Below are 23307 nucleotides of genomic sequence, written 5' to 3' on the forward strand. Positions count from 1 at the left end.
AGCGATCTGGCGGCTCATCAATCACTACAAAGAGCTCAGAATGATGCGTCCAAGAAAAAAAATGGGCACTAATGTCCGTTTTTTCTCAAGTTCCGTTGTTTTAATGCTCACCAACCCCCGACCTGAGGCAGTTTTTGGCACGAATATTGTTCCTCGTTGGAATTGTGCAAAACACACCTCTTTTCTAGATCCATTTCAGTCAAGGAAGCTTAGCCATGTTGGTACTCAGTCGCAAAACCGGTGAACAGTTGATGATCGGTGATGACATCGTCGTGACGATCAATCGAATCTCGGGCAACCGCGTCGCCATCGGAATCGAAGCCCCCCGAGACGTTCGCATCGTGCGTGGAGAGTTGGACGTCAAACAAGTCGCCACCGGCGGCGTGGCCTCCAACACAGCCCCCATGGGCGAAACCAATGTCGCCGTAGCCAGCCATCCCGACTGCTAGAAGCGACACATCCACAATGTCCCGATTGGCGGCGTCAGATGAAGCGACATCAGATCGCGGTGAATCAGTACACGATCTGAATATCGCCTTGACGTCGCGATTGGTAAGTTGCGGCGTCACTGGGTGATACGTTGGTTCTTGCAACCCTGAGTGATCGAAGTCCCCTTAACTGCTGGAGCGGCTCGAGGCTAGTCCCCGAGACATCTGTGCCGCAAAGATCCAGTTCTTGGAGGTCAGCGAGTTTGGCGACGCTCACTAGACCGGGACCTTCGATATCGCATTCACACAGCCAGAGAGTCCGCAACTGGTCGCAATGAATTAGATTCGGTAAGCCGGCATCCGTAATGTCGGCTCCCCAAATAACCAGTGTTTGCAGATTCTTGAGTTTTGAAATTTGCTCTAACGTACTGTTGGTAATCTGTGACGAGAGCGAATTTGGGGCCGCCACAGGTGGGCATGACTTGTTCAGTTTCAGCGACCGAATGGTAGATATCTGACTCAGATGGACCAATCCTTTATCTGAAATCGTCGACCACCTCATATCGACATTCTCAAGCTCTCTTAAGCCGCAAAGATGACGAACACTTTCGTTAGAGAATTCGGCAAACTGTAACGTCAGATCTCTGAGGTTGGTGAGCTGTCCGATCAATGGCATGTACTCGTCCAACCGCTTGGGACCAGTCATTTTGATCGCGGTGACGACCGGAAAATACGATCCTTGAAACTCGACGGATGCTCCAGCTTTGATCAGATCTTGGGCAATTGATCTTTGACGTAATGATTCTCGATACCGAATTCCAACAAACCCAAAAACGGCTGCCAATAAAGTAGTCGCGATCAGGCAAGATCGTAGACCAAACTGTAATCGTCGCATATCGAAATCCGTCGGATGAGAGACCACACCGGTCTAGCGGATTTAGTCGACAGAAAGATAGACCGGAATACTTGATGTCGGTCGTCGTCTGTCCCCAGTCGCGGAGCCCCCATCTGTCCCCAGTCGCGGAGCCCCCAGTCGAGAATGCGACGGCAGCGTGCAGCTTGGGGGGAAAGCTCGAAGTTTGATACCGGCATGAAAATCCGCAAGCCGCGGGGGACGTGCGATTAATAAGTTACCGCTTGCGGATTGTCGTTCGACTCTCCGAGTCGACAACGTACAGCGGAGAACGCTATCGACTTGGAAAGTCGAGCGACAATTGTTTACCGATCGTCCCGAGCGGCGACATCAGGAGTCCTCTCGTCCCCGACAAGGTTCCTTTTCTGGCAAAGTGCTGTTCCCCAGCATTCTGTCCCCCGGATAACTTCACTTTGGTGAAATTTCATCGTCTTGGTTGCCGTCCAATTCGGCAAGAAATTGGTCGATCAATCCTGCGGGAGCTTTGACGATATGTTCGGGGCCTGGAAACCGTCCACTCTTGACATCGTCGATGTACTCGCGAAAACCTTCGACGCGTTCTACTTGGATTTCCTGCTCCATCTTGTAGAGGTTCCGATACTGCTTGGTGTGTCGTGGATAGGGAGGCGCATGGTTGCCCAGGATATCTTCGGCAAACATGAATTGAATGTCACCGCCGCTGCCTGCTCCAATGGACGAGGTGACCAGACGGGTGCGTTTGGAAATTTGCGTCAGCAAGTCGGCCGGAATGACTTCCACTTCAACGGCCCAGGCCCCAGCTTGTTCGAACGCCTGAATTTGCTCAAAGACCCACATCGCCTCTTCAATGGTCTTGCCAACTGCCCTCAAGCCTCCGGTCCAGGTGCTGAGGCGAGGCACGAGCCCAGCGTGAGCTTCAACCGGAATTCCAGCATCAGCCACAGCCCGAATGAATTCCGGTCCCCATTGGCACATGATTCCATCGGCGCCAAAGTCCATCGCGTCATAGCCGGCACGGACCGCTTCGGCCGCAGTCGCAATCTTGGTTAACCCAATACAGAACGTCATGAAGGTATGGGGCGCGGCGTTTCGAATGGCAATGGCACCGGCCGGATCCGCTGGATCAAACTTGACTTTCAGCGTATCGATTCCGGCCTCCTCTGCCGCTACTGCCTCGCTGGTCGTGAATGGCATCGTCTCGGTGAGAACTGTTTTCCCTTTCAAGTCTTGCAGATGCTTGACGGTATGGTTACGAGTTGCATATTTGCCGCCCAACGTCATGGTTCGGTGCAATCCATGTTTGCTGGCGTCTCTGGGAGGCAATGCGTTGGCAGGGGTTTCATTGGATTTCATCGGTTTGGCTTTCGGTTCCAGGCAACGGTTTCAGCGGGTCCATCCGAGATTTTAACGACAGATAGTCAATGCGATTGTTCCCCGCCAAACGTTTCACGTATGGCGCGGCTTCGTAAAACCCACATGGTCCAAATTCCGATCGGTTGACCGAAAACGCTGGCGATAATCGCCCAGGTGATGGAAGTGCGATTCAAGACTGCCCTAGCACCGCGAATGACAGCCACTCCCGCAACCGCAACTGCGACCCAGCCTCCAAAAAGAAAAGCGACGACAACGTTGTTAGAATGTAGAACTTGCCCCGGCAATACACCGGCCAATGCAAGAGAGAAAACAATGAGGTTGACAAGGCCGGCTAGCACGGCAGCGATTCCAGTAACGAGCAAGCCAAACCCTGAGATGCGAAGTTGAAGCTCTGGATCGAGTTGAAGCGCATCGTGAACAGCTTGAAACACCATGGTCACGATGACGAGACTGAATCCAATGAACATCAACAAGGGTGGCAATCGCAATTGCTCCAACCCCTGCATGAGAGCGCACGTCACCATTCCGGAGTGAACCATTCCGTAGAGAGCCACCAACAGAAGCAGCAAAGACGCCGCCCATTTTGCAACGATTCCGAATTGTCTGGAAACGATGACTCCAATCAAGACGCCCGCGGCCACCAATAGAAACGTGTTGGGGATTTCCACGAACCAGTCCGGAACGATGGACCCAGTGGCCTTTTCACGAAATGCCAGGGCCGAGTGCCAAATTGAGAGAGGCGTTTGGCTTGCACTGACACCAAATTGCCAGTCCTCCAACTTGACGGCTCCGACGGAGGCAGGACCACCATCAAAACGTCCGGCATCGAGTGACGAATGCCAGCTAAACACCGCGAAAAAGAGAATGGCAATAGCAGCCAACAAAATGCAGAACTCGGATCGACTGGGGCGTCGTGCGGGGGCTGGGCGGTCAGACGTTGCCGTTCCGGTTTCACCCAATCTGCTCGAGCCTGATGAGGCCGACGCCGACGAGAATGGAGTTGCTGCGACCTCGTCACCACCGTTGACGATCGAATCGACATCGTGTTTGACATCGCTCACCTGTTGGTAGCGAAGGTGGGGTTCGGATGAAAGCGATCGGAGTACAACTTCATCCAAGCGAACGTCGATCTGAACTTTCTTTGAGGGTGGCGCAAAGTGGCCAGCTGGAATCTGGCCAGTCAGCATCTCGTAAAAGACAACGCCCAGCGAGTAGATGTCGGCACGATGGTCGACGGCATGAGATCCCTTCAGTTGCTCGGGAGCCATGTAGCGCGGCGTGCCCATCACTTGATGAGCGGCCGTCAGCGTGAAGTCTTGGTCTGATTCGGACGCCAGCTTCGCCAATCCAAAGTCAGCAATTTTGACTTGGCCGTGCCGATCGATCAGAATGTTCGCTGGCTTGATGTCTCGGTGCACGACGCCGTGGTCATGTGCATATTGCAGGGCGTCGCATATCGGAGGAACAATTGCAAGCGCCTGTTCAGGCTTTAGTTCGCCTCCTTCGATCACGTGCCGAAGGTCGGTTCCATCCACGTACTCCATTAGGAAGTAGTAGAGCCTACTTGGTGCGGCCGACTCACCATCGGATGCTGGAATCGTCACTTCACCAAAATCGTAGATCGCAACAATATTCGGATGGCTGAGCCGGGCGAGCGCGCGGGCTTCGCGACCGAATCGCTCAGCAAAAGCTTGGTCGCTTGCCGATTCCGGACGGATAATCTTGAGGGCCACGTCCCGGTATAGCTTCTTTTGCCGGGCCTTGTACACGGCCCCCATCCCACCGTGACCCAACAGCTGCGAAATTTCCAATTGCGGAAAGTGCGGAGCAAGTGACTCGGCGTTCGGCGGCACGAAAGGTCCCGATTGAGCACTCGTCTGCGCACTTCCAGGTGTTGCCTGTGAGTCATCGAGGCTGTCCAACCCTGCACCCAAGAGGCATTTCGGACACATTCCGGCAGGAGAATTCTCCGCCAATTCGCCCCCACATTTCGGACATTGATTCATTCTTTCCATCAGACCTGCCACCTCATTGTTTTCCGATTAGTACATCTCTCTACTCCTTATGACGGAAACAGGGACGATGGTGACCTCGTTTTTTCGGATTTCATAACTCCAGGACAGCAAGCAGGTTACGCATCTCGTCCTCGACTTCTTCTGGTCCGGACACCGTCTGGCAGATTTCTTCACGTAACCGCTCTCGATAGCGATGCCGAAGCCTCGAACCCGCTTTCTTCGCTGCCGCCTCGGTCATGTCCAGCCGGCTGGCGACCTCTGCATAGGTTGCCCCAGCGTGGTCTCCCAATATGAATCCTTTCAATTCCGCAAAATGGTCCGCCTGCCCCTTTGCGGCAAACTCCGCCTCCAGAGATTCCATGACCCGCGTCAACATCGTGATCGCCCATTGCTTATCGTAAAGCTGTTCGGCGGTCAGGCCGGACGCCGGCTCGATGCAGATCTGTGAATCGGCAGATTCGAAATCCAGCGAAATTGGCGGTCGTCCACCACCACGTTTCAACGCCTTGGACTTGTCCCACTCTTTGGAGAGGAAGTGCTTGAAAGCCGTGATGAGGAAGGCGCGAAAACGACCGCGCTGAGGGTTTGCATCGGCGAGGTAATGCTTTTCTAGCAACCGCTCAAAGAAGGCTTGCGTCAGGTCCTGAGCTTCATGGCTGTCTTGGACGCGGCGACGCACATAAGCGTAGAGCGGTGGCCAATAAGTACGACACAATGTCTCAAGAGCTTGATTCGCGTTTTCGCTTTCACAATTTCCAGCCGCAACGACGAGACTCCATTGAGTCGTCGCGAAATCGCCGAACGGGTTCCCTGGAGAATGAGTACTTTCCATGCGCGCCAGTGTACACACATTGCATGCTGTTTGTGCGAAGGGGTATTCGAAAAGATGAAGGGGGTTTCTAGAGTTTCGTGGCAGACGAACACTCCTGCGATTTTGCGGCAACAGAGCCAAAGTTCACTCTCGAAAAACTGCCCGGTGCTCAATGGTGCAGACCGAAAACGGTAGAAGATTACTGGTAGAAGATGTCACAGAAAACGGATCGCCCGTGCAGTGGCAACCAGCAATCTTCTACCAAATCGCATTTGGCAAACTGGATGGCATGACCTTTGTGATGAATACGACCGGCAATGGGTGACAACCACCAAACGTCCAGGGGGCGATACACGCCGCAATCGTCGCTCAATTTTCCAAGTCGATAGCGTGCCCCGCCAAACGTTTTGCCGATTCGAAACGCTTGCTTACGCAGACAGGCCCCCTCCCTCGCGATCGCCTCAACGGCTCCGCTCGACCTACCCCAAGTTCCTTGGGGGGAGGTGTCAGTGGACAAAACATCGTGGCAAACCGAGTCTTGTACAGCCCAGACCAACACCCTCCGGCTGATTGGGAGCCTTGACGAACCGAACCGTGTTGGCGTCAAACGAGAAAGCTCTGCTGGCTACATGCGTGCTCCTCGTCAGTTAGACTGTCGGGTTCTCGCTTTTCAACCACATGTACCCAATCATGAAATCAACTCTACTGCTGTTTGCCACGATCGCTGTTCTTGCATGCTCAGCGTTGTCGAATCGATGTGATGCCCAAGAGGACATTCTGTTCGACGACTTTGAATCGGGGGCTTACGGAAAGTGGACGATCAGTGTTGAAGCGTTTGGGGGACGAGCCTGCATCGGGGACGCTGCCCGGTCAGACCGCTCAACTGAAAATCTTTGACCGTGCGACGGGTGGTGGACTGGTAGACCTTGCTCAATAGACTCTATCCGGCCTGTGACGGTGGTGAATCGACTGATCCGCTATTACGTTCCGGTAGGTCATGCTTTGCATGAATTCATCCGTATACCGCCGGATCTCATTCGACGTCACCGAAAGTGTTTCACGAATCCATGCCACCACGCGTGAGGTCGGGCGTGCCGTACTTCGTCATGTACAGCGTGACGCATGGTTTATGCAGATATGGTTTTCACAGAAACGGCGAGTGGGAGTTCTCACCCGCGCTGGTGTCAGGAAGGCATTCACAGACACCCGCGCCGATCAGTCTTACCCGATCGCCACTCGCCGCTTGGTTCGATGAATCAGTGGAGTGTCGGTTCGGGCTCGCCATGATGCGTCAACTCGATGTCCTTGAGTCCTCGAGCGAACCATGGATAGATACACGGAACGACCAGTGACGTCAGCAAGGTCGATGTGACCAGACCGCCGATGACGACCGTTGCCAGCGGGCGCTGCATTTCGGCTCCGTCGCTGGTGGACAACGCCATCGGCAAGAAACCAAGGCTGGCAACCAACGCGGTCATCAGCACGGGACGCAAGCGAACCAATGCGGTCTCGTGGCTGACCTCGTCTAACGGCACTCCCGATTTTCGCAAGTTTTCCGCTGCACTGACCCAAACGAGTCCGTTGAGCACCGCCACGCCGAACAGGGCGATGAAGCCGACGCCGGCCGAGATGCTGAACGGCATTCCACGCAGGTACAAGGCGATCACACCGCCGGAGGCTGCCATGGGCACGGCCAGGAAAATCAGCAAGGCCAAGCGAAGTGATCCCAAGCTGGTGTGCAGCAGCAGCATGATGATGACCAAGACGATCGGCAAAATGATTGCCAAGCGTCGGCTAGCCGATTGCAGATTTTCAAAGTCGCCGCCCCAGCGGATTTCGTAGCCCGGCGCAAAGTCAATCTTCTCCTCCACCGCTGCTTGAGCTTCCTGAACAAAGGTCGCGACGTCTCGTCCACGGACGTTGGCGGAGATGAAGGTCCTGCGGCGGTTGCCCTCGTGCTCGATCGCTGGCGGTGTCTCTTCCAAGCGTATATCGGCCAGCTCCTTGAGCGGGATCACATTGCCGTTGGAATCTGAAACAGGGATTTGCTCCAGCAGTGAAAGATCTTCACGCCAGTGAATTGGGACTCTCACCATGATGGGATAGCGAGCGCGTCCTTCGAAGATCTGACCGACTTGATGTCCACCGATGGACGAAACAACATCGAGTACCGTTTGCGCGTCGATCCCGTATTGTGCCAGTGCCTGAGGTTTGGTGTTGATCGTCAGCGTCGACAAATTGGCTTGATAGTCTGCCTTGACATCGACGGCACCGGGAATCGAACGCAGCAGGGCTTCGATTTCTTTGCCTTTGGCTCCCAGGATTTCCATGTCATCACCGTAGAGCAAGACCGCCACGTCCGCTTTGACGCCTGCAACGAGTTCATCGACACGCATTTCGATCGGTTGCGTGAATCCGAAAGCCACGCCGGGAACATTGGAATTGAGTTCCTCTGACATCTGTTGGATCAGTTCGTCACGCGTCTTGGGCTGCGGCCAACTTTGGATCGGCTTGAGCAGTACCCAGACGTCGGTTTGGTGAACTCCCATGACGTCGTTGGCGATCTCGGGGCGTCCTGTCTTGGAGAAAACCGTTTGGACTTCGGGGTACTTTGTCAGGATCTGTTCGATCTGCGTCGACATTTCGATCGAGCCTTCCAGGGTCGCGCTGGGCAACCGCAGAGCTTCGACCAACAAGTCTCCTTCCTCCAGTCGCGGCATGAACTCTGCGCCGAGGTGCCTGGCCATTGGCAAGCTGACGGCAAATAGCGTCAGCGCCATGACGATGGTCACGACCGGATGCTTGATTGCGCGGGTGACCAAGGGCTCGTAAAAGAACTTGACGATCCGCACCAGAAAGACATCTTCCTCCTTCATTTTCTTGGGCAAGAAAATCGATGCCATCGCGGGCATGAACGAGAGCGAAAGGATCAAAGATCCGCCCAGGGCGAACAGCACGGTCAAAGCCATTGGGCGGAAGAGTTTTCCCTCGGTGCCTTCGAGCAAAAGGATCGGCAAGAACACGACGGCGATGATCAGTTCGCCAAACATGGTCGGCTTACGGACTTCAACGGCGGCGTCTCGGATGATGTCTTCGTGACTGGCGTCGCCGTTGTCATGCGAAAGTTTTCGGATACAGTTTTCGACCATGATCACACTGCTGTCGACGATCAAACCAAAGTCGATCGCGCCAAGACTCATCAAGCTGGCCGTGACTCCGGTGTAGGCCATCACGTTGGTGGCAAACAGCATCGACAATGGGATCGCCAGGGCAACAATGATGCCAGCCCTGAGGTTGCCCAGCATCAACAGCAGCACCACGATCACCAACATGCCGCCTTCGGTCAGGTTGGTCAGCACCGTTTTCAGCGTTCGCCCGATCAGCGCCGCGCGGTCGTAGGTCACTTCTAGTCGGACGCCATCGGGCAGGGTGACTTCGATTTCCTGCAGACGTTCTTTGGCGGCCATGACGACGGTGCGAGAATTTTCGCCGATCAGCATCATCACCAATCCGGTCACTGCTTCGCCACGTCCATCGCGGGTAACGGCTCCTTGGCGGGTCATCGGTTCGATGCATACTTTGGCGATGTCGCGAACCAAGATCGGATTTCCGTCGGCCTCGCGTCGAATGACCACCGATTCGATGTCGTCGGGCGTTTTGAGAAGCGAAACGCCGCGGATAAACCGCTGCTCGCCGTGATGGATCACGTATCCGCCGCCGGATGTGCTGTTGTTTTGCTCCAGCCGTTGGAACAGCAATTCCATTGATATGCCGTAGCTGGTCATCCGATCGGGATCGGGCTGTACCTCAAACGTTTTGTAGTAGCCCCCGTGGGTATTGATCTCCGTCACCCCTTTGACTTCCCGCAATCGTGGCGCGATGTCCCATTCGAGCATCGTGCGCAGTTCCATCGGCGAGTGGTTGGGGCTGCGGACTTCGAATTGCAGGATTTCGCCCAGTGCGGTGGTGAGCGGGCCTACCGTAGGGTTGCCGTAGCCGGGTGGGATGTTGCTTGCAGCGTCGGGAAGTCGTTCGGTAACAAGATTTCGGGCACGATAAATATCGGTGCCTTCCTCGAAAACGATGGTGACCACCGAGATGCCGAACTTGGAGACACTGCGGAGTTCTTCCACATTGGGCAACCCGCCCATGGTGCTTTCCACGGGATAGGTCACGTACCGTTCGACTTCGACCGGCGACAGCGATCCCGCGTCGGTCACCACTTGGACTTGGACATTGGTCATGTCCGGAACGGCGTCGATCGGCAGGTTCAGAGCCGAGTAAAGTCCGGCTCCCGCCATCAGCAGGGTCAAAATGATGACGAGCCCGCGATTGGTCAGCGAGAGTTCAATGATTCGGGTCAGCATTTCGGGTTCTACTCGCCTTCGCCTTGCAGCAGCAACTCTGACTTCAGCAAGAAAGCGCCGTTGGTGACAACCAACTGGCCAGGCGAAAGCCCCTCGGTGACTTCGACCCACTCATCGGAGGCTTGTCCGGTTGTGATGTCGACTCGTTTGAACTGCCCACCATTGAGATCCACGAAAACGAACTGTTGATTCTCGTGTTGAATGACCGACTCAGGTTTGACTGAGAGAGCCTGTTTGGCGTGGCCGATCGGAACCGTGACGCGAACAAACATGCCGGGACGCAGGAGTCCGTCGGTGTTGTTGATCGAAGCGACGAGGGGGACCGAATTGGTATCCGATTGAACTTCGCGACCCAAGTAATTCACGGTGGCGGTAAACTGCTGGCCCTGGAGCGCCGGAACGGCGACTGAAACGGGCGTTCCGGTCTGCAGAGAGACCGCCGACCAGTCGCTCTCGCGAATGCTAGCCTCAACGTAGAGCGAATCCGTGTTGGCGAGGACGATTAAGCAATCACCGCGGGCGACCCGTTCGCTGCCAGCGAAATGGCGAGCTTCCACCGTTCCGGAAAATGGCGCTCGTATCTCCAGTCGCGAGAGGGCTTCCTCATTGCTCAAATTTGCGTTGGCCCGATCTTCTTTGTAGCCCAACAGGGTCTCGACCGCTTGCCAAGCGAGGTTCAACTGGCGATCCGCTTCGTCCAAGTCCGCTTGGGCGCTAAGCAAGGCTTGATCGGCGGCAAAGGTGGCTTGGTCACGTGCGGTGCGAAACTCGGTTTCGGCCAACTGACGTTCGCCTTCACGCTCCCGTACCGTTCGGCCGGAGACGGAGCCCGAAGCCACCAGCGGTCGTACTTTTTCCAGCAACTCGTCGGCCAATCGCATTTTGGAGTAAGCCGACAGGATCTGTTGTCGATAGGTTCCCAGTGCCCGGTTGTTCAAGGCGGCTTCGATCGTCTTCATCGAATCTCCTTGATCCAGCATCTGGGACAATTCTCGCAAGTTGCTTGCGATCGTCGCTTCACGTTGGAAAACTTGCTGAGCGATCTCACGTTCCTGTCGGCGTTTCAGGATTTCTGCTCTCGCTTGTCCGATTTCAGGACTTCGCAAAATCGCGATCAAATCACCGGTCTGAACATGCTGCCCCGGGGTAACGTGCATTTCCGCCAAGATTCCGTCCATAGGAGCTTTGACATCGACATGCTTGGTCTCGTCGTACCTCAGACGTCCGGGCACGGTATGAAAATGCTGCACTGCCTGCGATTGGGCAGGCGCGCTCTGTAATTGAGCGACCCTGACTTTGCCTGCGGGCAGTACCAACGTATCTGCCAACGGCGTCTCAGAGTCGGCAGATTCCGCGTCGGCAGATTCCGCTTCCTCGATTGGTCCGCTTTTCGAATTGATATGATGCATCACCAACCAACCGCCCCCCATCACGGCCAAGACGAGCAGCGTTGGCAAACCTTTGAGAAGATTTTGAATCGGACTGGTTTTCGGAGTTTCCACAGGTGCTTCGATCATCGGGGCGGGGTTCTTGTGTTGGTGTTGGCATTGTTTTCTCAGTCCATGTTTTTGTCCCATGCATCGCAATCAGAGTGAGCCTCAGGCGCTAGCCGTGGGCTGGCACCACAAATCCGCCTCAGGCCCACGGCTAGCGCCTGAGGCTCACTGGGGGCCACCAACTTCGCCGGGTGCGTGGAGCATCGGCTCGATTTAAGCGATCAGTTAAGCACGAGTTGTGCCAAAGCGACCAGAAGGGATTTCTCAATGGAATCCTCGTGATTTGCGAGCCGGGTTGCGTTGAGGAGCGATGCCGGATGCACAAACAGTCTCCACGCAGTGGACAGAAACTTTCCAGTGCCACCCCGCTGCCGGACCTGATCATTGATGCTGCTCAACGCCCCTCCAGGGAGGTGCGACTGTGCGGCGGAAATGGAAACTCAATAATTTTGGAAAAACGGTGGCGGTCTTCGCCGATTGATTTGCCTTTACCTCATGAGGGCAAATTCGGTCGCCGTTGTTCGTTGAGTGCATGCGTTGAGTGCATGCTCTGGTCGGACGCGCAACTGAACGGGACAAGCGAGTGTGGTTGCGATGGGGCATCCCTACTTTCCTAGGCAGCAGGGACAGAGCAACCATGCTCGTTTGTTTTTTGACGCAGGATTTTGCATTTTGACGGAGAATTCACCAAAATAGACGCTGCCGGACGTCCCCGCAAAATGCTCAAGACGCTTGAGTAATGGTCGTCGTCTGGTTAAGGTAGAGCGTGCATTTTGAACGCCCCTCATTACCAGCGAGCCTGCCGTGGACATCGAGGCCTCGAGTTCAGATTCCGCGTCTCAGCCGGACCGTTCTCTTGTCATGCAGATAAGGAATGGTGACGAATACGCTGCATCGCTTCTTTATCAACGCTACGCCCATCGGCTCATTGGTCTGATCCACAGCAAGATGAACGGTCACGTTTCGGTAGGAACAGAGCCGGAAGACATCGTGCAGTCGGTTTTTCGCAGTGTGTTTGGTCGCATGAAGTCGGATAACTACGATGCCCCGGAAGGCTCGACGTTATGGAGTCTGCTGGCTGTAGTAGCCGTCCGCAAGCTGAACAAGAACCGCACTTACCATCGAGCGCAGCGCCGCGACATCGGGCGTAACGTTGCGTTGGATGAAGCGAATGAGCCGTACGATAGTGATGACAACTCGCCCGATTCGTTCGCTGTGTGTCTCCGTGAGGCGATGGAACTGCTACTACCGATCGAGCAAACCGTCCTGCTATTGCGCATGGATGGCTACAACGTCGAGGAGATAGCCAAAAAGACGAAACGCGCAAAGCGAACGGTTGAACGCAGCTTTCGGAACATACGCGTTCGTCTCTCAGAGAGCTTGCTGCAGGAAGAACCCGAGCACCAGCCTGCGGACCAAGCGTCATAGTCCTGCGGACCAAGCGTCATAGTCCTGCGGACCAAGCGGCACAGTGTGGCGAGTTCTGTCTCGTCAGCATGCTGCGATTGGCGCTGGCGAAACCGGTTGCGATGAGAACCAAGGGGCTCGTGATCCATCCGGGCAAACGCAGGGCAGTCCATTCTTCGGTATTGATTGGATGTTGCGGTGTTGCTCTTGAGCCATTTCTTGTCCACAGCCACCTCCCCCAAGGAACTTGGGGGAGGTCGAGCAAAGCCCTTTAGGCGAATGCGAGGGAGGGGGCCTGTCTGGGCAGCAATACGTTTGAGCAAGGTAAAACGCTTGGCGGGGCACGCTATCGACTTGGAAATCTGAGCGACGATTGTCGTGCGACTTTCCAAGTCGAGAACGAACACCACGATCCGCCCAAACACAAGCCATACGCTTTGTCCTGTGCTGCGGGTCAAGCGACGGCATCGTGGTGTCATTTGCCGATCGACATCAAGTTTTTTGTCATTCTGGAAAACGATGGCGGGTTGATTAGATAGATTTGCCTAAACCTATTGAGCCGTTGAATCGGAAAACATGCTCAGTGGTTCGAGGAACTGAATGGCGTCGTAGCGGTACACCGTGGCTGTACAACGAACCTGTACACCGTGGCGCTGCACAGTTGATTCAACCGTTTGTGTCATTGCCGTTTGTGCATCTCAACAACTTGGATGAAAAGGTGTTTCCCATGATCAACTCCATCGTATCAGACCCTGTGGAGGACGCGATTGATGATTTTGAAGAAGACTGGAGTGCGGAATCCCTGTCGACGATCCCTGAGTTGCTCAGACAATATGATCTGCTGGGCGATCAGGAAGCGTTGACAGAGCTATTGCGCATCGACATCGAGTTGCGTTACGCGCACGGCAAGTCCGTCGATTTGCAGAAATGCATCAAGGAGTTTGCGAATCTACTGACGAAGAAAGAGCACACGCAGATGGTTGCGTATGAGGACTATCGTTCTCGGCGTGACCACGGCCTCTCGCTTCCGCTCGCTCGATGGCGTGATGTACCTGGGGTGTCAGACGCCTCCTGGTTCCGTGAGTTGATGCTGTCTCCCAACGCTTTTCACGGCATGCCTGCAATGTCAGCGTCAGCCATTCGACGCAATGGGCAGTCCGGTGTGGAATCTGTCGACTCCGACGAAGACTTGCTCGACAACCGATTCATGGCAGCGTTACGAGAGTCTGGATTTCAGCTCGTGGAGGAGATCGGCGCAGGAGAGCTCAGTCGTGTGTTCTTAGCGACTCAGCATGAGCTGGCTGAACGATATGTCGTATTGAAAATCGTTCGCCGTCCGATGACGGAGCCGCAAGCGATGGCGATGTTGCAGCATACCAACATCGTTCCGATCTATTCCTATCACTTGATCCAGTCGCACTGCGTCATTTGCATGCCGTACGCAGGACGTTTGACGCTGCAAGAATATCTCAATGGCCAACAGGACGCCAACTCACGAAGTGGGCAAAGCTTGGTACGGACGGTACAAGCAAGCGTCAATGACACCAAGCTGTCGTTCGATGAGGATGCGACCGCGGACGGGTTATCCATCCCGACGGTTTTGTCGCCGGCTGCTGATGACACGGCTGTTCGCAAGCCGTTGGAAAAACTATCTGAATTGGGCCGCGACAAGCTGGCGTTATGGTTATTCAAACGCTTGGCTGCCGCTCTCGCTCATGCTCACGCTCGCGGTGTGATGCACAACGACCTTAAACCCGGAAATATCCTGATTCGCAACGACGGCGAACCGGCACTATTGGATTTCAATCTGGCACACCATGTCGGCGAAGCAAAACCACAGGCGATCGGTGGGACGCTGCCCTACATGGCACCCGAAGCCCTGCAGGCTTTGCTGGGAGACGATGCACGGTCCACCGAAGTGACTGATGTCTATGGGCTGGGGGCCATCATGTTTCAGTTCGTTACCGGACGACTGCCCTTTGAGGGACCAGGGTCTGCCGATCCAGAGCAATTGAAACGAGCGATCGAGAATCGACGAGGATCTCCAAGCTGGAGACCGACAGACAAACTGAGCGTCGGGTTGAAATCGATCATCAACCTCACCTTGCATGCCGATCCGGCTCTTCGTTATTCGTCGGCCGAATCTCTGGCAGGAGATTTGAAAAGGGAGTTCAGCAATCAGCCCTTGCTGGTGGCCCCAGAGGCGTTGAGGCAGCGAATTGCCAAGTGGTTTCGGCGAAATCCAAGAGCGACCTCCGGTGGCGCAGTCGCGGCGTTGCTGTTGTCCGCGTTGATTCCGCTAGCGGTCTTTGCCAGTGTGGCGATCGAAAACACAAAGTCGCTTGCGGCGTTCAACCGTGCCCGTGATTTCTCTGCACGGTCAGATGACGCACTTTCCATCATGATGGCCGACCCTAGACGCAATGAGCTGTCACCGATCCAAGACGCCATGGCTCCTCTTTCTGATTTTGATCTGCTGACCCCTGATGGCGTGGACGATCTCGTTTCCGAATATCTGCCCGCAGCAAATCGACAGGAAATGAGGCAACGTGTACTTCGCCACGCCGGGCAAGTCGCGTTTTTTGAAATCGACCGACTGGAGCCGATGGCCTACAAAGGCGAGCTGACACCGGGCGACCTCGACACGGCAACCTCACTTGTGGATACCGTCCGTCGAGTGACCTCCGACTCCACGTCGCGCTCGAGCCTCTGGCTGCAGTCCATGCTCGCAGGACTGCGAGGCGACAAGGCAAACGAGGCGAAATTTGCGACCGCAGCCGAAGATTGCAAGATGACAAATGATTCCGAGGAATACCTCGAAGCCGTTCGTTTGATGTCGCTGCAGCGGTACGAGGAAGCCCGGGAGATGCTGACGATCTTGGCGGACCGAGACACAATCCCGTCGGCATTGCGGTGGACCGGGTTGGGGAGATCGCAGTTGCAGAACGGGCAGTACGAGGACGCAAAGCTCTCCTTCACCCAATCCATCAATCGCGCCAAAGACTCTACAGCGTTGTACTTCCTTCGTGGCCTCTGCTTTGAGAACCTGCGACAAAGAGATCGAGCAATCGAAGACTTCAACAAGTCAATCGAATTGAATCCTGAGAACACCTTTGCCTTGGGGCATCGCAGTTCCATTTACCAGAACACCAAACGCCATCGAGAAGCCATCGATGACCTGAACCGACTGCTTGAACTTCGCCCAGAAAGTGCCCGCAACTTGCTCGCTCGAGCACGCTCCTACCGAGCCATCGGTGAACAAGAACTGGCGGATCAGGATTTCAAGCGAGCGTTTGAAGTTGAAAGCAGCGATTTCAATTCGTCCAATGCGAGAGCCAGTGTGTTGATGGCCAAGCAAGACTACGAAGGCGCTCTGCAAGAGTACTTGAGGGCTGATGCAGAGAATCCCAACGATGCGGTCACGTTGAAAAAGATCGCTGACTTGCTTTCAATCCATCTGCATCGCGAATCCGAAGCCATCGAGATGTACAGTCGCGTGATCGAGATACAGAAACTCAACGAGTCAGCGCTCATTGATCGTGCCGTGCTGCTCGCTCGGGCTGGCAGATTTGAGGAAGCCAAAGAGGACATGGAAAAAGCGCTCAAGCAACCCAATGCAAAGGCAACCTTGTATCAAGCCGCTTGTGTCTGTGCGTTGATGCCGTTCGAGCAGAGCCACAAACGTGCCCTTCGATTTCTGGCTTTGGCCCATGCAGCGGGATACCAGAGTAGCAGTATCGAAACGGGCGACCTGGCGACAGACCCTGACCTCGCCTCTCTCCATGGCCTGGATGGCTTCCAAGAAATCCTTCGCGTCTATCAGCTCTCCGCTGCCAGGTAAATTCCAACAGCATTCCACCAGATTCGTGGATTCGAAACAACATCTCAATCAGTACACCTTTTACTAAAAGTCCCGCCCAACCATGTCGAAACTTTCATCCAAAAACATCCTGACAAATAGTCAATTTCAGACGCTGGAAGACCGCCGAATGCTGGTCAGCTACGCTACTCCATGGCCAGACGCCCACGGCCTGACCATCAGTTTCCCAAATGATGGCGTTGAAATCGCAAGTCATCAGAACAACGTCAATGAAACGTTGGACGCCGTTGCCTCAACGGAGCAGTGGCAGGAACTGGTGCTGCGTGCCTACCAAACGTGGGCGATTCATGCGGACATCAATGTTGGCGTTCGAAATGATTTTGATTCTCCCTTCGGAACGCCCGGTATGACGACCGGCGATCCACGGTTCGGTGAATTCAGGATCGGTGCCATTCCTCAGGAGGGCGCCTTGGCAAATTCGATTCCGTTCCAAGCCGCTGCGGGGACTTACTCTGGCGACCTGGTTCTCAATTCAAACGAATCGTTTCACTACCACGATTGGGCCGGCGGCGTGGGACCAGACCCGAGCTCATTGAATGCGGAGGACAGAGACTTGTTCAGTCTCTTGCTGCACGAAACTGGCAACACACTCGGGCTGGAGGACACCAGCGACTCGTGGATGGTCATGTTCCGCCAGTACACGACTCCCCGAGGAATTCTGAGCCAGGAGGACATCGACGCGATTCAGTCCATCTATGGGGCTCGCACGGACCCGTACGAGCAAGTCGACAATGGCCAAATCCAAGTATCCACCGTGATCAGCACCCCAACCGGCTTCAGCCCGACAACGGAAGTGCTCCGAGTTCCAGGCAGTCTGTACCAGTCATCCGACGTCGACCACTACAAAATCGTTCCGGCCGCCGGACAAGATGCTGTCACCATCCGCTTGCGCGCCTCAGGAATCAGCCTCCTCAAATCACGACTGCAATTGCTGGACGCGAGTGGACAAATTCTTTCAGAAAGCTTGTCCGAATCGGTCACTGACAACGACAACGTTTTGCAAGTCAACGGGATTGCGGGACTGGATGCGATTTACATTCGCGTGGTCCCCTCAGACCCCACAGATGTTTACTCTGTCGGGGATTACGAGTTGCAGATCGACTACCGCGACGTGGCGGTTCAAGCGATGGACGTGACACCAGGGGTGTACGACGCAGGTCCCGATGCAGTCTTTGCAAACTTTGAATTGATTACCGATGAGCTTTCAGCCAACAACACGATCGCGGATGCGGAAACGCTTGTGGCTGAGACCGCGACTGGAGTTTCCGATCGATATGAGTTCGAGTCATCGGTCTCGGCAGCAACAGACATCGACTTCTTTAAGATCACCGCTCCCAACGATGTGCAAGGCAGGCTCGTGGTTCACGTCAATGGTGTCGGCGCTGATCACCCGGATGTTCGAGTCAGTGTTGTCGATTCCAACGGCCAACCCGTGGGGACCTCTGCACGGCTTCGTAGCGATGGTACTTACACGCTCGAAGTCGCTCAGCCCGCACCCAATGCGGACTACTTTCTACGAATCAGCGTTGATCCGAATTCCGCAGTCGGTGTCGGGAACTACGTAGCGCTCGCGCATTTTGAAAGCCCCAGCACCGTGATGGCTCCAATGTTTGCTGGGCAAGCGTCGGATGATGGCGACACGTTCCTGCGATGGACCGCGGAAAAGTCAAAGCTGTTCCGCTTTGACCTTGCAGTTTCCGGCGGATTGCCAGATCAGTCGGTGCGATTGTCGATCTATGACGCACACACGCGTCAATTGCAGTTGACGTTCTTGTCAGCAACCGAGTTGACTCGAAGTGCGATGAGCTGGTTAGAGCAAGGCGATTACATCCTGCAGTTTACGGCCAACTCTGTTGATGGTCAGTCTGTCCAGGGTTTGACATATTCCATTTCGTGCGATGGTCTGTCAGACGACCAAGATGGGGACTCGGAGGATCCGTCTCAGAATCCCTATTACGAACCTAATAACTACACTTACGAGTACCCCAATTACGAGTACGAGTACCAGTATGAGTACCAATACCCGCCTTATACCTACTACGATCCCTATGCCTACTACCAACCTTGATCGATGAGTCTTCTGACTCTGCGTAGGCTCTGCTAATTTTCAGCAAAGACCATCGACGTACAGCACTTCCTCGTTGGCGAACTGATGTGATTGGCCAGAATGGCTTGATTTGTTGAGTCGCTTCTCGTCGCGAGATTGAGTGAACGAACCTCTTAGGAGAGCGGTGAAAGAGCGAATGCCCATGGAACGGCGCGTTCGTGATCACTTCGATCGAGACGAACAAAAGACCACGTTCATCGGTGATCCCTAAGCGTCCCTTGCCGCTCGCCTTGCCAAACTAAGCTGCGTTTCGCAGTTCCGCTACCCGTACGCGCCTACATCAATTTTACTCGGAGTTGAGAACGTGATTTCGAATCAGTCCCCTTCAGAAACATTGCTTGTTCAGCTCTGTGATCGTGGACGCAAATCTGCGGTGCAGTCGCGAGAATCGATCATCCGAGATGCTCGTCAACAACTGCAGCGTTCACCCATTAGCGTCAATGATGTGCATGTCGTGGCTGCTGCTGCGTTGACACGTCGCCGGCCAGATCGGACTCTTGATCTGTTGGATCGCTATGCTACTTTTTTGCTCGCCGATCCGACTGCCCGGCGAATCGAAGGATACGCTTTCCTCGAATCGGGGAATCTGTCCAAAGCAACCGAGTGCTTCAAACTCGCACTGGAGCTTGACCCCTGCTTGCCCGATTGCTGGTTTTTGCTGGGGCAGATCTCTGAACAGAGTGGAGAGATTCAGGGAGCGATGCAGTACTATCAGCGCGGGACGGTCATCGGCGATTATCAGCACCAATCCGCACTTGCGCTCGCCAATCTACAGTCGAAATCGGTCAGTCTCATCGACGCCATCCATACACTGAGGGTCAGCTTGCTCAGGGATCAACGAAGTGTTCCATTGAACAAAGCGTTGGCGGGGTTGCTCCGTCGACACGCACGAGTCCTGAGTCGAAAACGCAGGCCGTTGGAACAGCGGCGAGTTTGCGAAGAATCATTGCAGTGCTATCGAGTGGTGAACGCAGCCGCGCCGACATCTCGAACCGTATTGGCACAGGGGCAGTTGGAACAGCATCTTGAGATGTTTTCGCAATCGCTGAAAAGTCTCCAGAAGGCTGTCGAGCTGGATCCGACTTGTCCGCTCGCCCTGACGCATTTGGCGAGTGCAAATGTGGACGATGGCAATATCGGCTTGGCTCTCGAGCAATTTCAAGCCGCGATGGCGATTGATCCCACGATGGCAATCACGCACTTTCGTTACACGCGGGCCAAGCGTTTTCAACCAGGCAAAGACACTGATCACTATTTGGCGGATCTGAAGGAGCTGGTTTCTCGACCGCAGCTCGCCGGTCCAAAGAAGCTGCACCTGCATTTTGCGATCGCGAAAATCTTGGAAGACATCGGCGAGTTTGAACAAGCCTGGTTCCACTACGATCAAGCCAACCATTTCAATCCCGGGCACAGCCAAACCAAGATTCGCAGACGGAGAATCTCAAAGCAGGCGGCGTCCCCTCTGCAGCAAACCGCGGACAGTGCGATCGCCTATTTTTCACAAGAGCGTATTCAAGCGTATCACAGGAACGCGAATCTCAGCGACAAACCAGTCTTCATCATTGGGATGCCTCGCTCTGGAACCACTCTGACGGAACAGATCTTAACCAGTCATGACCAGATCGCCGGTGCCGGAGAGTTGAAAGACATTGAACAGATCCGATGCCAGATCCAAAAGCAACATGGGCGATTGATGCGTTTGAATCCTGAAACGGATGAACTGTCACCCCAACACCTGTACCCCAATATCTTGTCGAGTGTTCCCGCTGCGGAGATTCGTCGTTTTGCGGACATCTATCTGGAGCGACTCGATTCGTTTGGAGCCGAGCAATTGCGGGTCACCGATAAAATGCCGACCAATTTCATGCAGCTTGGATTGATTGCGATGATGTTTCCCAACGCAACGATCATCCATTGTCGTCGCCATCCGATGGACGTTTTGGTTTCATCCTACTGTCAAAACCTCAGTGCGCCGTTCTGTGATTTGGAGCAGTGGATGTGCTATCACCGTCAGTACCGACGAATGATCAGGCACTGGGAGTCGGTTTTACCGATGCCCATTCACACCGTAGACTACGAGGACTTGGTGTCCGATCCAGAGACCCACAGTCGTGCACTGATCCGGCATTGCGGCCTGGAATGGCAAGAGAGTTGTCTGCAATTCCACAACAACGATCGCAGCGTTCACACGCCCAGCAAATGGCAGGTCAGACAACCAATGTACCGATCATCGGTTGAAAAGTGGCGTCGTTTTGAACCGCAACTGAGGACGATCCATCAGCGGATGGAGAGCGAACTGGCGGCCGAAGGTTGGCTAGAAAGCTGAGCATCGCGAGGATACGAAGAACGGAGGCCGCCGCTAACCGTTCAGCGGGGGACTGATAAACATTGCCGCTCGGCGTGCACACTCGTGCGATAGATAGACCAGTGTGCCCAAATTAGGAAAGTGGACGGTGGCATGAATCAAGTAAAAGTGATCTCCCAGCATTGTGTCGATGGCACGACGATCCGCTTCGCTGTGATACTCGACGTAGACCGAGTCGATCCGATCAAGCCAATCTCGCAAGTCACGTAGGATCGGCACCTCGCATCCTTCGGTGTCGATTTTCAAGATGGAGATCCGAGAGACTCCCAGAGCAGTGAGTTCACTGGATGCTTGCCGCAGAAAGACCGTCTCCGTTTGACCGCTCGTGGCATCGTGGGCGATCACTGAGTTCTGCGCCGCATTGTTCGCACCGAGATAGAGAAGCGACTCCGTGTCTCGATCGTAGAGCCCGACGTTGCAGATGTTGATCTGCTGGATGTTGTGGGTGTTTCGTTCGAGATACTCGAACAGCCCTGGCGAAGGTTCGTAGGAAATGATCTTTGCGTCGGGGTATTTTGCATGAAACCAAATCGCTGCGGCACCGACGTTTGCCCCCACATCGACGATTAGTTGCGGACGAAACTCGCCCGGCAAGACGAGAGGGTATTCCCGCCCGTCAAAAACGTCCTGAATGACGGTTCCCAGAATCTCGGACGTCGGGTGACGGATCAAGAAAGACCGCCCGTTTGCGGTTACGGTCCGGGAAGATGTCTCTGTCATCGCCCGTCACTATTCCCTTTGCAATGGATTTCTGGCGAAGTTCACTACATCAATCGGTGACGGCTGATGTTTTCCGCACGGATTGTAGAACGTCGATTCAGCCGCATGGCATGCTGTCGTGTTGAGCCGCAAGACGCCAGTCCGGATTGTTCACGCGATTCACTACGATACTCGCAAAATGTTCGCACAAAACGGCTTACGTGGATTTGTACGAAAACAGTCTGCGCAAACGTGCCGCCACGCGATAGCGTCATCCGCTTAGATACATTGAGCTGTTGCGGATTGAATCCAAAGATCTCGCAAGACGCTGTGATCCCCGAGCGTCTTTCCGCGGACAACCCTAAAACCTAGCTGTAACGGACCACTAGTGGAAACCATAATTCGTATTGTACGGATCGAAGTCGGCGTCTGTTAGTCCCACGTTGACCTGCAAGTTGAGATAGTTGTACTCCTCGATAACTTCCAGTGGCCCATTGGGTTGTTTGGGCCAATCGTATGCGATGTATCGGATCGGCAACTGGCTGGCGTCGTCCATGTAGACTTTGGCCTGATGGAACTCCAGTCCGGGACGCGGCGTCGGCTGGACGACTTTCAGCAGCGTGCAGGTACGGTCATTGAGCTTGGTGCCTCGGATCAGTTCGCACGTGACGTCCTTTTGCTTCTGAGCCAGCTCGCCACGCTCGATCAGTTTCTGAATCAGGTTCTCGACACCGATTTCGGTCATCGGGTACCGTTGACCGCTCATTGCCAACGCACCGGTTGGCGCCAGGTTCACGGTCGGCAAGAACTTGCCTTTGAATCCGCCTTCGTGTGCAATGATGTTTCCGTCGTTCTTTCCTTCGACGTAAATCACTTCGCGGCCCTTGACGGCCGTGGGCTTGATGAAATTGATGTACACGCTCAGCGGCTGAACGATTCGTCCGTTGACCACTTTGCGATTGCGGATCTTGACTTGCATGTACTCCAACTGTCCCAGCTCGCCACCAACACGTTCGCGTTTGACCAGCAGTGCCGTATAGTCGTTGACGCTCGCGCGGCAGTTTGCCAGTGCGCGACGGGCGGAGTCCAACGCTTGGTCCATCGGACTGACCGCCGGTGGTGGCGGAGCGAGGCTCGTTGCGTTAGCAACTCGATGGACAGGCTCCGTCAGATGCGGCTCTTTCGCAGCAGCAACTCCCGTTACGCTTGCCAGCGAGAGAGAGCTCACGAGTGTCAGAAAATGTCGACGTTCCATGTCCATTTGGGGCTTCCTTGCACACAACGAAAAGGCCAGACCGTGGCTCCGTTAAGGTATCGCCGCCGATGTGCTTGCTAAATGAAGAGATTATTGGAGGTGTGATTGGCCCGCGTATTCGTTGAAATTGTTTTACCGTGACGTGGCCTGCGAAATGTGTTTAATGGGAATTTCGCAATGCCGAGTCATTCCACGTCGCGAGCATACCGGC

The 23307-nt window shown here is 54.8% G+C and carries 14 protein-coding genes; 6 read left to right on the forward strand and 8 right to left on the reverse strand.

What is annotated here, in order from left to right; all coding sequences use genetic code 11:
* Positions 1 to 215: 215 nt before the first annotated feature.
* Positions 216 to 449 carry a carbon storage regulator gene (locus Pla52nx_RS19560; RefSeq protein WP_146520635.1) on the forward strand — a complete coding sequence of 78 codons (234 nt, stop codon included), beginning with the start codon at positions 216 to 218 and terminating at the stop codon, positions 447 to 449.
* Positions 450 to 513: 64 nt separating this feature from the next.
* Here the strand turns inward: Pla52nx_RS19560 and Pla52nx_RS32980 are convergent, their stop codons facing one another.
* The 4 genes from Pla52nx_RS32980 to Pla52nx_RS19575 form a co-directional block, all read right to left on the reverse strand.
* On the reverse strand, positions 514 to 1323 hold the full coding sequence (locus Pla52nx_RS32980; RefSeq protein ID WP_425289830.1) for a leucine-rich repeat domain-containing protein: 810 nt from the start codon (positions 1321 to 1323) through the stop codon (positions 514 to 516).
* Positions 1324 to 1749: 426 nt separating this feature from the next.
* Positions 1750 to 2673 (reverse strand): 3-methyl-2-oxobutanoate hydroxymethyltransferase, encoded by a 924-nt coding sequence (locus Pla52nx_RS19565; protein WP_146520634.1) that lies wholly within the window; start codon positions 2671 to 2673, stop codon positions 1750 to 1752.
* Positions 2674 to 2738: 65 nt separating this feature from the next.
* Positions 2739 to 4709, reverse strand: coding sequence for a protein kinase domain-containing protein (locus Pla52nx_RS19570; RefSeq protein WP_146520633.1), 1971 nt, complete (start codon positions 4707 to 4709; stop codon positions 2739 to 2741).
* A 91-nt stretch (positions 4710 to 4800) separates the two neighbouring features.
* A complete protein-coding gene (locus tag Pla52nx_RS19575) occupies positions 4801 to 5541 on the reverse strand; it encodes an RNA polymerase sigma factor (RefSeq protein ID WP_146520632.1) in 741 nt (246 codons plus the stop codon).
* 669 nt (positions 5542 to 6210) lie between these two features.
* Here Pla52nx_RS19575 and Pla52nx_RS19580 point away from each other — a divergent pair.
* The gene (locus tag Pla52nx_RS19580) at positions 6211 to 6417 is read left to right on the forward strand and encodes a hypothetical protein (RefSeq protein ID WP_146520631.1); all 207 of its coding nucleotides are present in this window, start codon (positions 6211 to 6213) and stop codon (positions 6415 to 6417) included.
* A gap of 359 nt (positions 6418 to 6776) precedes the next feature.
* On the opposite strand, the gene Pla52nx_RS19585 is transcribed toward Pla52nx_RS19580, so the two are convergent.
* Complete coding sequence (locus tag Pla52nx_RS19585) at positions 6777 to 9887, reverse strand: efflux RND transporter permease subunit (protein WP_146520630.1); 3111 nt, start codon at positions 9885 to 9887, stop codon at positions 6777 to 6779.
* Between the two features lie 8 nt (positions 9888 to 9895).
* On the reverse strand, positions 9896 to 11404 hold the full coding sequence (locus Pla52nx_RS19590; RefSeq protein WP_231742036.1) for an efflux RND transporter periplasmic adaptor subunit: 1509 nt from the start codon (positions 11402 to 11404) through the stop codon (positions 9896 to 9898).
* Between the two features lie 840 nt (positions 11405 to 12244).
* Between Pla52nx_RS19590 and Pla52nx_RS19595 the strand changes: the two genes are divergently transcribed.
* From Pla52nx_RS19595 to Pla52nx_RS19610, 4 genes are all read left to right on the forward strand, one after another.
* Positions 12245 to 12811 carry an RNA polymerase sigma factor gene (locus Pla52nx_RS19595; RefSeq protein ID WP_146520628.1) on the forward strand — a complete coding sequence of 189 codons (567 nt, stop codon included), beginning with the start codon at positions 12245 to 12247 and terminating at the stop codon, positions 12809 to 12811.
* A 562-nt stretch (positions 12812 to 13373) separates the two neighbouring features.
* Positions 13374 to 16631: a serine/threonine-protein kinase gene (locus Pla52nx_RS19600; protein WP_146520627.1), complete on the forward strand. Its 3258-nt coding sequence runs from the start codon at positions 13374 to 13376 to the stop codon at positions 16629 to 16631.
* A gap of 82 nt (positions 16632 to 16713) precedes the next feature.
* Positions 16714 to 18738 (forward strand): matrixin family metalloprotease, encoded by a 2025-nt coding sequence (locus Pla52nx_RS19605; RefSeq protein ID WP_146520626.1) that lies wholly within the window; start codon positions 16714 to 16716, stop codon positions 18736 to 18738.
* A gap of 343 nt (positions 18739 to 19081) precedes the next feature.
* Complete coding sequence (locus tag Pla52nx_RS19610) at positions 19082 to 21103, forward strand: tetratricopeptide repeat-containing sulfotransferase family protein (protein WP_146520625.1); 2022 nt, start codon at positions 19082 to 19084, stop codon at positions 21101 to 21103.
* Between the two features lie 33 nt (positions 21104 to 21136).
* On the opposite strand, the gene Pla52nx_RS19615 is transcribed toward Pla52nx_RS19610, so the two are convergent.
* Positions 21137 to 21862: an FkbM family methyltransferase gene (locus Pla52nx_RS19615; protein WP_146520624.1), complete on the reverse strand. Its 726-nt coding sequence runs from the start codon at positions 21860 to 21862 to the stop codon at positions 21137 to 21139.
* Positions 21863 to 22226: 364 nt separating this feature from the next.
* Positions 22227 to 23096 carry a DUF1571 domain-containing protein gene (locus tag Pla52nx_RS19620; RefSeq protein WP_342190204.1) on the reverse strand — a complete coding sequence of 290 codons (870 nt, stop codon included), beginning with the start codon at positions 23094 to 23096 and terminating at the stop codon, positions 22227 to 22229.
* Positions 23097 to 23307: the final 211 nt, after the last annotated feature.

It is taken from the genome of Stieleria varia, assembly GCF_038443385.1.
Lineage (GTDB): Bacteria > Planctomycetota > Planctomycetia > Pirellulales > Pirellulaceae > Stieleria > Stieleria varia.